Annotated in this window: 10 protein-coding genes and 1 tRNA gene; 4 read left to right on the forward strand and 7 right to left on the reverse strand. The window is 58.2% G+C overall.

All coding sequences use genetic code 11. The features are described from left to right. Positions 1–4: 4 nt before the first annotated feature. Entirely contained in the window at positions 5–1366 is a 1362-nt protein-coding gene (locus GO707_RS04045) for an extracellular solute-binding protein (protein WP_198161006.1), read from the reverse strand. A gap of 330 nt (positions 1367–1696) precedes the next feature. On the opposite strand from GO707_RS04045, the gene GO707_RS04050 reads away from it, so the two are divergent. Next, entirely contained in the window at positions 1697–2530 is an 834-nt protein-coding gene (locus GO707_RS04050; protein ID WP_157012186.1) for a hypothetical protein, read from the forward strand. 877 nt (positions 2531–3407) lie between these two features. Here the strand turns inward: GO707_RS04050 and GO707_RS04055 are convergent. After that, on the reverse strand, positions 3408–3707 hold the full coding sequence (locus GO707_RS04055) for a hypothetical protein (RefSeq protein WP_114538572.1): 300 nt from the start codon (positions 3705–3707) through the stop codon (positions 3408–3410). A 352-nt stretch (positions 3708–4059) separates the two neighbouring features. On the opposite strand from GO707_RS04055, the gene GO707_RS04060 reads away from it, so the two are divergent. Beyond that, positions 4060–4242, forward strand: coding sequence for a helix-turn-helix domain-containing protein (locus tag GO707_RS04060; RefSeq protein WP_198161007.1), 183 nt, complete (start codon positions 4060–4062; stop codon positions 4240–4242). 85 nt (positions 4243–4327) lie between these two features. Next, positions 4328–4543 carry a hypothetical protein gene (locus GO707_RS04065; protein ID WP_147272648.1) on the forward strand — a complete coding sequence of 72 codons (216 nt, stop codon included), beginning with the start codon at positions 4328–4330 and terminating at the stop codon, positions 4541–4543. 542 nt (positions 4544–5085) lie between these two features. On the opposite strand, the gene GO707_RS04070 is transcribed toward GO707_RS04065, so the two are convergent. The 4 genes from GO707_RS04070 to GO707_RS12255 all read right to left on the reverse strand — a co-directional run bounded on the left by GO707_RS04070 (position 5086) and on the right by GO707_RS12255 (position 8160). Next, positions 5086–6171 (reverse strand): hypothetical protein, encoded by a 1086-nt coding sequence (locus GO707_RS04070; protein WP_157012188.1) that lies wholly within the window; start codon positions 6169–6171, stop codon positions 5086–5088. 358 nt (positions 6172–6529) lie between these two features. Beyond that, positions 6530–6603: transfer RNA gene (locus GO707_RS04075), tRNA-Gly, on the reverse strand. A gap of 80 nt (positions 6604–6683) precedes the next feature. Then, on the reverse strand, positions 6684–8054 hold the full coding sequence (locus GO707_RS04080) for a tyrosine-type recombinase/integrase (RefSeq protein ID WP_157005806.1): 1371 nt from the start codon (positions 8052–8054) through the stop codon (positions 6684–6686). Further along, entirely contained in the window at positions 8011–8160 is a 150-nt protein-coding gene (locus GO707_RS12255; protein ID WP_227791079.1) for a hypothetical protein, read from the reverse strand. The genes GO707_RS04080 and GO707_RS12255 overlap by 44 nt, the downstream gene beginning before the upstream one ends. Here GO707_RS12255 and GO707_RS12560 point away from each other — a divergent pair. Next, positions 8102–8224 (forward strand): hypothetical protein, encoded by a 123-nt coding sequence (locus GO707_RS12560; RefSeq protein WP_255346938.1) that lies wholly within the window; start codon positions 8102–8104, stop codon positions 8222–8224. The two genes, GO707_RS12255 and GO707_RS12560, sit on opposite strands and share 59 nt — an antisense overlap. Before the next feature lie 169 nt (positions 8225–8393). Here GO707_RS12560 and GO707_RS04090 read toward each other — a convergent pair whose 3' ends face one another. Further along, complete coding sequence (locus GO707_RS04090; protein WP_009305495.1) at positions 8394–8906, reverse strand: type II toxin-antitoxin system PemK/MazF family toxin; 513 nt, start codon at positions 8904–8906, stop codon at positions 8394–8396. Positions 8907–9058: the final 152 nt, after the last annotated feature.

Genomic DNA, 9058 nt, shown 5'->3' on the forward strand with positions numbered 1-9058 from the left:
ATTATCAGAATCCCTTCTTGAACTGCTCGTAGCTATCGGCGATGAGCCTGTCGAGAGCCGCGCCGCTTTCGTCTCCGGATTCGATGAAGCTGTTGCGCGCCGCCGAGAGATGCTTTCGCACGTTCGACTCGAAAGCATCTTCAAGCTGCAGATACGAATCGGTTTGAGGGGCTTTGTAAAACAGGTAGTCCCGCTGGGTTTCTATGTAGGCGCGATAAAGCTCAACGTATCTTTGGTCGGTTAGCTTTTCAATGCATTGTGGCAAATAGGAATCGTACGCCTCCTGAACAACGGGCATATAGCCGGTGCTTACGGCAAATTGGCTATTGCGCTCGGGGTCGGTAAGCCACTTCAGGAACCGGATGGCGGCTTGCTCCTTTTCGGGCGTCGACTTTACCGTGCATATCCCTGCCCCTCGCTGCATCACCATCTTCTCCCCGCCGGCGAATGTCGGGACGGGCATGATGTCGAACTCGACGATTTCGGAGGTGTTGTCGGCGCGAATTACTTCGTTGGTGTAATACAGAACGCTCGCCGAAGAGCCAACGCTGGCAACCGCCTCCCCCGTCCGAAGGGGATCGGTCGCATAGCCGCCTCCCAGCCACAGGCCTCCGCTGATTGCCGCGCGCGCATAAGGCTGCCACACGCGGGCGAACGTCGAGCTGAACGAGATGTCGTCACCGTCGAAAAACGACGTTCCGAGAGACTCAATGCCCACTTGGAAGTAATCGAAGTGGTAATCATGGGCGAGAAACGCCTTCCCGTCGCTTTCGATATCCGGCGTAAGGCTGTCGGTCCATTCCTCGTAGACGCAACAAGCGTCAAAGAGACCCTCCCACGTTCTCAAACTGTCAAGGGTTACGCCTGTTGCAGCGGAAAAGCGGTCGAAATCGGTTTTGTTGACGAAGAGCAACTCTGTTGACTTGGCAACGGGCAAACACACAAGATGGCCGTCGACTTCGCCATCTTCCAGAAAAGCTGGCACGAAGGCTGCAAGCTCGTCTTCGGTGAAGTAATCGCGATAATCGACAAGGATGCTCTGATCAGGCAGAGCAAGAACGGTCTTCGGATAGGAAACGAACATATCGGGCAGCTTCGGCGACCCTGGCTCTCCCGCCGCTGCGGCAATGATGCCGTTGTGGATGTTCTTGTTGTCCGACACCATGGCGACCTCAACCCGGATGCCCTCTTCGACGCCAACCGTGTTGTTGAAAACATCGATGAGATCGTTGAGCGGAGAATCTGTCTGGCCACCGTAGACGTGCCAGATGGTGATGGTAGTCGGCTGGTTGCTCGGCGAGCGGACGCAGCCGGCATCGAGCAACAGCCCGCAGGCGAGCGCCAACGAAAGAATGATGCCGACCATCCTTCTCATACGCACAACCCCCATTCATATCGTTGCATGCAGCAGATAGGAAAAAGATCGAGTCTCACGGCTTATTATGCCAGCAAAACATTGTCCGCGCATCGACTTGCAGAACCGAAGTATTCGATTTAGGCCCTTTGATTCAGAAATCATGCGATTGAACTGCGGTTGTACAATAAGACAGCGACACTACTCAATTTAAGTATTTTTCTTTTGCCCCGAGAAAATACACAACGAGGTAATGGATTAGCAGACTTTCGAAGTGTATCAATAGCGGTGTGAGGCAACCGTCTCACGAACAAAACGTTCGAACTGAGGAGGACGGAAATCATGAAGAGACTGTTATCAATCACCGCGCTGGCGCTCGTAATCGCTTTGAGCCTTGCGTTTACCGGCTGCAGCGGCGCGCAGAAAGACGCTTCGGCGTACTTCCAGGGAAGCTGGAAGATGACGAACGTAGCAGGCGCAACCGAAGACGACATTGCGGCCATGGAGGCGTTCGGCATGAACGTCGTACTCGACCTCAACGAAGACAAAACTGCTGTTCTTGATGTGATGGGCGAGGAAATATCGGGCACTTGGGAAGCAAAGAGCAGTACCGAGCTCACGCTGACCATCGAAGGCAGTTCCGTAACGGGCAAACTGAATGGCGAAGAGCTTACGATTGCTGTTGATGGCGAGGAGATGACCTTCCAGAAGGTCATCGCAGAAGAGGCAGCGAAGATCAAAGAAGATGCCGCGAGCATGGAGGGCATCCTTAGTGACGAGGGAGATGACGCTACTTCTGCCGACAGCGGAGTGACCTACGATGCCTCCTTCACTCCCGTCACCGTTGTTGACGACGACATGTGGACGATTGACGTCGTGGCGAAGAAGAGCGACGAATGGGAAGGCCCGGGCTACGTTGTTGACGTGAACAATAAATCCGACAAGTCCATCTACGTAACGGTTCCCTCTGATGCGTGCTCCGTCAATGGCAAGATGGTCGATTTCTGGGGCGGCGAAGTCGTATTGCCTGGCAAGCTGGCAGAGGGCGCGTTCTTCTATGCCGATTCCGATGATATCGCAAGCGTTAGCGAAATGACGAACGTCGAGATGGTTATTGAGGTCTGGGATAATGACACTTACGAGACGCTGGCATCTTACGACGTAACGTTGAACTAGCAATTGCGGCTGCCGCCTTTCTTCTGGGCAGTTGCAGATGAAGCATGAGTTCTTATGAAGACCGGCTCTTCCACTTGACCTGACGATACCGAGCAGATCCGGAAAACACCGGATCTGCTCTGTCATTCAGCTCATCTGCACATCGCCGGGCGGCTGAAGCAAACGCGATTCAAGATTGAGCAACGCTACGGCCTGCCTATCAAATCAAACCAGCAGGGCTGCGATCGCCGGACCCATTAGCGGCCCCCATCGCTTTGGTATTTGAAAAAGCTGCTGAGATCCCCCCGCTCGTTTCTCCGTCTTCGGCTTTCCGAAAAGAAACATCTCTTCTTTGATATTTGGATAGATTATTGGGAATGGACGGGTAAGCAGCAAACGAGAGGGGTGTTTTTCGGTTCTATTCGGTTCTATTCGCCCCATCGGAGGGGCGCGAGAGGATTTTTCTACGAAGGGAGGAGGACGCGAAGCTTTGCGTTCGCAATATGGAATCGCAGGATCGCCGATTGGCAGGGTTTTGGGTTAGTGACCCTGGCGTTTCACGGGGTTTCCCAGGTTGCAGGTTGTTCCACGGTATTTTAGCCAAATAATTAGCCCATATTCGCCCACATAGAGCTGCTCAAGAGAATAAATATGGTCAGAGATTACGTTCCGACCTGGTGTTTTATTGGTCGCGAGGGCTGCATTCGAGCCAACGACCTTCAGGCTATGACCCGAAGCGCTGGTATGACCGAGCTCGTCTGCCGTACGGGGGTCGAGCAAAAGTGTTTCGTGGCGCGTCCTCGAAAGGGGCGCGCCACAATAGCCGACGATCTTGTGAAGCCATGCGGGGAATTCAGTCCGATCTGGGAAGGTTAACCTCGGTCTTCTGCCTTATACCTTATGCCCCTTCGCGAGAGAACCATCTGCCGTCTTCCCACCAGACGTCCTTCTCTGATCCTCCGACCTTGAGCGAGTAGTGGACGACAAAACTTCCGAACAACTCCCCGCCGTACTCGCGTTTGCGCAGGATGTTTCCGACGTTCCAGACTCTCCCGCCAGGGAGCAGCACCTTGCCTACTGTCCCTCTTGCGATGGATGCGCGCGAGGAGACCCCAAACACGACGGGGTCGGCATATTGGTCCTGCTCCAAAGGGATGCCATTTATGCCAGCGAGAGACTTCCTTTTCGATACCACCATGCCGCAATCCTTCTCTCAACAAGCATATGTTTGCATCATAATACGAATGCTTTTCGCATAGCCCATCTTCCTCCGCGTCTCTGACGTCAATAAATGTGATGGAACGGGCGTTCGAGCAAAATTGGTTGCATTTTTCAGATGACCCCTGAACAAACGTAGCCAGGTGACTCCCGCATCGCTACATCCTTTCGTTGCCCTCATGTGTTCCCAAAATGGGAACAACCCGCCCTATAGTAGGCCCTTTTCCCCATACGTAGCAGGAGAATTGGTACGGTTTGCGACGATTCGAGAACCTCCAAGGGTTCGCGCCCCTGCGCCAGATGCCGGGAGCGAGCTCAGAGCAAGGAGACGGATGAACCAGGCCGATCTCATAGTCACGAGGATAGAGCGCGCCCGACAGGACCGCAGCATCAGCGTGGCCGAGCTCGCCCGCCGGATCGACGTGGGCAGGAAGCGCCTCTGGTACGTCCTCAACGGGCAGCACTCCATGCACGTCGATGAGTTCGTCCGCCTCTGCGCGGTCATAGATGTTTAACGTAAGCTTCCGATTGCTGGTTCACCATCGGTGCTTTTCGATCGTCCTCAAGAAAATACTTCAGGTTTCACCAAAAGAGGAAGACATGCCGACCACCACGATTGATCTTTCTTCTGATTTCAATGGATTATACAACCGTATTCTGCGCTATTTAAGGCTAAGTAGCGCTCTGAGGCAACAGTCGGCATTCGTTGTTATTCCTGAGCACATGAAAGCGACTGCAGCACAACAGCTACTTGCCAGCACGTTTGCCCGGTGGGATAATCCTCGCGTTTGCAAATATCGACAGGAACAGCCATGAAACTCTGCATTGGGATGGCTTCGGGAGCATACGGACGAGACGCTGACCGGAGCAGAGCCCGAGCAATCGTCGGCCGTGAAAACCCGCCTCAGGTTGTTTCGGCTTGCGCACATGAACGATGGGCACGAGAACGGGCAAGCGTCCGTTCTCTTTTTGTATTCACCCCCATCGAAAGGCTTTCCATGTCAGTATCCGCAGATCATGCGCCGTCCCTTCTGGAAGGCAGCGCCGCGCTTTCGTCGCATCCCTCGGGGTCGCCCTGCTGGGCACGCCGAAGCTGGCCCTTGCGAACTCTCTCATCGACGCCTTCATCATGAGGATGGGGCTAACCTGGCTCCTGGCGGCCCCCTTGGGCTGCGGATTCATCGGAATCTATGCGGCGCAGGCAGCGGCGCCGGCTCCGCCCGCCCTCATCGGCTTCGCTTACCTCCGGCTATGGGCGAGAGGAAACTCGCCCGAGAAGCGATTGCCCTAGCCCCCGAGAGTTTCGACCTTTAAGTCACGAGTAGGTCAGAGGAACGGTTCCCTTGGCTCGCCCTTCATCATCCCAGCGACTTCAGGCATTCCACCGCATTCGCGATCCATTCCGTGGCGGCTTCCAGGCGGTAGTCGGTGAAGCCGGCCTCAACGAGAAGCTGGCGGACGGTGCGCTCGTCCACGTCGAGGTTCAGCAGGTCGCCGAAGCGCACGCCCTTAGCGGCAATGTCGCGAGCGTGGTCCCAGTAGGTGCCGACGTAGCCGAAGGTGGTGGCGAAGGCGCGCGGGTCGGCGGCGGCCTTCCGCGCGAAGGACTCGGTGTCCTCGTAGAAGAGGCTACGTCCATTGTCGTAGAGCGGGTAGAACACCTCGCCGCCCTCAGTCACCAGCACGGCGATATTCGACAGGTGTCGGTCGTCCTGGCGCGTGATGAAGTCGAAGGCGATCATGCGGTAGAGGTCGTCGGCGTACTGGGGGCGCACGGCCAGCAGGTTCTCCAGCTCGTTCTCGCCGCGCGGGCCATCGAACAAACGGCGCATGTGCACCAGGTACTCGCAGGTGAAGTCGTACTCGAATGCGCTGAACACCGCGTCGTCGCCGAAGCGCCACGCGCGGCAGCAGGGCATGCCCAGCATCTCGGCCAACAGGGACGCAGCCACCTCCGACTCGACGTCGGTGGAAAGAGGGCTGATGCGCTGCTTCACGATGCCGTAGGCGCCCTGGCTCGCCCCGTAGCGCTTCACGTTCGCACCCTCCGGCGTATCGACGCTGTCTCCCGCCGCATCGGTGCGCTGCAGGAAGATGGCGTCGAAGACCTCCGTGGCCGCCTCGGCCATGGAAGCATCGGGGGTCGAGGCCAGCCACAGCTCGTCGCGGGGGTTGATGGCGCGAGTGGCATCGGCGATCTTGAACACGTCGTACTCCGACAGGCCGCAACGGAACAGAAGACGCTCGATGTCGCGGCGGGCCGGACTCATGATGCGCTCGGAGAGGAACTGCAGGAACTGGTCGGGCGTCCAGGACGTTTGGCCGTGGGTGTACAGGCCGACCGTCGTGTTGAAGCGCGGCTCCGCGAAGCGCACCGATAAGTCGGGCACGACGAGGCCGACGACATCGTCGTTCCATTTGAGGTATCGGAAGGCTGCATCCATTGGGGTCTCGTTTCGCGCAAGGACGTTGCACTATGCGAGATTATCTCCAAAGAGCGGCCATCCGCGCCCCAAACCGTATCCGCGTCAAAAAAAAAGACCCCGCCGGAAGGCAGGGTCGGGAAGTTCATGGAGCGGGCGACGGGACTCGAACCCGCGAATACAAGCTTGGGAAGCTATTTCCATCCCGAGCTCCATTTCCGAGAAAACCGCTCGTCACCTGCAAAATCGCTTTTAGAGTTTAGCGCATGGCGAGAAGTTCGTCAAAAAGTTCGTCAAATTTCAACTGTTTTCAAAACTGGACATCTGCAAGAGAAAAATCGAAGGGCACCGACAAACGCCGATGCCCTTCGTTGATTGCTGGAGCGGGCGACGGGACTCGAACCCGCGGTACAGGCTTGGGAAGCCTGGGCCTTACCACTTGGCGACGCCCGCAATTCATTCGCTGACTAAACGCAGCGCTTGAATTATAACGCATCCCAAGCAAAACGCAGCGGAATACAAAAGTTCCAAAACTATGCGGCCTGCGGCAGCGATTCGAGCCGTGAGACGTACCTGTTGGATAGCTCCCTGCTTGTCGAGGGGATGTAGCCCACATAGAGGTCGAGCGTATAGGACGGCGACGCGTGTCCGAGGATGACGGAGATGGTCTTGATGTTCTCGCCGCGAGCGAGGTTGATGGTGGCGAACGTATGCCGCAGCGCGTAGGGGCGCACGCCCTCGAACCCCACCTTCTCCACGAACCTTTGCCACTGCTTCTTGAACACGTTGTAGGTGAGGGGCTTGTCAAGTTCTCCCACGAGAGGCGTGCTTGGGCCGGGCCTGATGCCCATGGCGCGCAGGCGTCTGCTCTTCTCCTCTATCCATCTGCCTATCTCGCGGGAGGTGTAATCGTCGATAGGAACCGTGCGGTACGACGAATCGGACTTCGTATACTCAACGATTTCCGCCGTCCCGTGTTCGAGCGACCCGGTGATTCTCGCCGAAGGGACGCCGCCGACGTTGACGCCGCCCATCTTCAAAGCGAGTGCTTCCTCGGGGCGCATCCCGCTGGAGAAAAGGGCGAGGCACGCCACCTTGAAAGGCGACAGGGGAAGCGCCTTCACTTCATGGAGGAACCGCGCCGCATCCTCCTCCATGAGAGGGTCGATGAGCGGGCGGCTCTTCTTGAAGTTCTTGGAGAGGAAGCGCGCCTTCGCCACGTTCTTCTGCACGAGCTCCCTATCCAGCGCGTCGTTGAGGATCTCGCGGCAGAATTTGAGGATTTTGTGCTGCATATCGGGCCCGGCAACGCGCGGGGAGCCGAGCGGCTTCTTCTTCCGCCGATTCCCCTCGCGCACCGCCTGCTCGCGTTTCCTTTTCCATTCCTCCACGCGCTCGTTTGCCCACCGCCGCGAAATCTCGGGCACCTGAAGCAGGCATCGCTCCACGTCCATCGCCGTCAAATCGCGAAGGGGGATAAGCCCTATTACCTCACGCAGGTACTCGGCGTATCGCCGCTCGTTGGCTAGGGTTTGCCTTCCTATGGCCCCATTGCTGCGGAGCGCAATGTAACGCTCAACGTACTCTCCGAAAGGCGTTGCGGGACTCAGCGGTGAAACGTCTTGCGCCCCAATGCCCACCCCCGTCGTCCTATCTTCAAGCATTCTGTTGGCATCTTCCTCGAACTCGGCGATGCGCGCCCTGAGTTCTTCGCGCTTGTTGCGGGCGAACACCGTCCGCGACAGCTTCTTGCGCCCCATGACCCCCTGGAACTCGGTGGGCACTCTGATGCGCAGTTCGTAGGCGGTCGCTTTCGGGTCGTCGCGCTTCCTGCGGGGAAGCCCCTTCGCCTTCCTCGCCTCATCGAGATCCACGGGCTTGTCGCATTTGAGCGTCTTCGTCATTCTCTCCTCCATCTTCGCGCCTGTTCAGATAGCGCAGGAGGCAGAGCTTGGGAACCAGCCACTTCGACCCGAACTTGACCCCGCGCATCTCGCCCGCCGCCAACAGCTTCCTCACGCCCTGCGACGTGAGGCCCGTGAACTCGGCTATCTGGCAGGGGGTCATCATGTAGGGGTACGGTTCGAGCGCGGGCAGGAACAGCCCGCCAGGGTCGGCCCCGCAAAGCGCCTCGTCGTCAAACGCCGCCTCCGCGCGACGCTCATAATGAGCCATTTCGGCAGAGCGCGAAACGATGCGATTTTCCGCATCGCATGCTTGACAAGGGACGAAAGGCCGCGCGGTCATCTCCTCACGACCTTGTAGTCGTAGCCTGTGCGGGTATTGCAGATGGTGCAGGGCTCGCGTTGCTCCTGCTCGAAGTCCGCGCGCCACACCAGGTAGTCGTCCGAGTCGCAGAACGTCTGATGGCACTTCCTGCACAGCGTGAGCAGCATGAAGTCGTCTCCCGGCCCTTTGAGCCCCAGGCTCACGGCGAGTGCAGCGTCCACAAGCCTCATCTGCTCGGCGCCGATGTGCCCCGCCCTCCCGCGCAGGCGCAGCTTGTCGATGGTGCGCAGCTGCTCCAGGAGGGCGACCGAGCCCTCCCTGAGCCCGGCCGACGCGGGCACGGGTACGTGCACGGGGAGGTTCGCCTTGGGCTTGCCGGTTATGGCGGCGACGATGATAGTTTTGCTGCGCCTGTTGCCCGCATCGTTTTGCACGACGAGGACGGGACGCGTGCCTCCCTGCTCGCATCCCAGAACGGGGTCGAGGAAAGCGAAAAACACATCGCCCCTGCGCGGATGGTCGTCCATGAGGCACCTCCTTCGTTTCGATATGTAACTGCGGCCGAGAGTCGGGGTCGTCCGACCCGCGGCCGCCTGAAACGCCGCTTCCGCGGCTCCCGCTCGCCCACGAGGCCCCTCATGGCGTGGCGCGCTCTTGACCTTGCAAGGGCGGGCGGGGG

Origin of the sequence: Adlercreutzia rubneri, from assembly GCF_009755265.1 — a bacterium.
Taxonomy (GTDB): Bacteria; Actinomycetota; Coriobacteriia; order Coriobacteriales; family Eggerthellaceae; genus Adlercreutzia; species Adlercreutzia rubneri.

What these genes read in the sequence shown, in the direction of transcription:
- GO707_RS04090 (WP_009305495.1), bottom strand. Translation starts at nt 8,906, where the DNA reads ATGGACGACCATCCGCGCAGGGGCGATGTGTTTTTCGCTTTCCTCGAC.
- GO707_RS04055 (WP_114538572.1), bottom strand. Translation starts at nt 3,707, where the DNA reads ATGGTGGTATCGAAAAGGAAGTCTCTCGCTGGCATAAATGGCATCCCT.
- GO707_RS04070 (WP_157012188.1), bottom strand. Translation starts at nt 6,171, where the DNA reads ATGGATGCAGCCTTCCGATACCTCAAATGGAACGACGATGTCGTCGGC.
- GO707_RS04060 (WP_198161007.1), top strand. Translation starts at nt 4,060, where the DNA reads ATGAACCAGGCCGATCTCATAGTCACGAGGATAGAGCGCGCCCGACAG.
- GO707_RS04045 (WP_198161006.1), bottom strand. Translation starts at nt 1,366, where the DNA reads ATGGTCGGCATCATTCTTTCGTTGGCGCTCGCCTGCGGGCTGTTGCTC.
- GO707_RS04065 (WP_147272648.1), top strand. Translation starts at nt 4,328, where the DNA reads ATGCCGACCACCACGATTGATCTTTCTTCTGATTTCAATGGATTATAC.
- GO707_RS04080 (WP_157005806.1), bottom strand. Translation starts at nt 8,054, where the DNA reads ATGACGAAGACGCTCAAATGCGACAAGCCCGTGGATCTCGATGAGGCG.
- GO707_RS04050 (WP_157012186.1), top strand. Translation starts at nt 1,697, where the DNA reads ATGAAGAGACTGTTATCAATCACCGCGCTGGCGCTCGTAATCGCTTTG.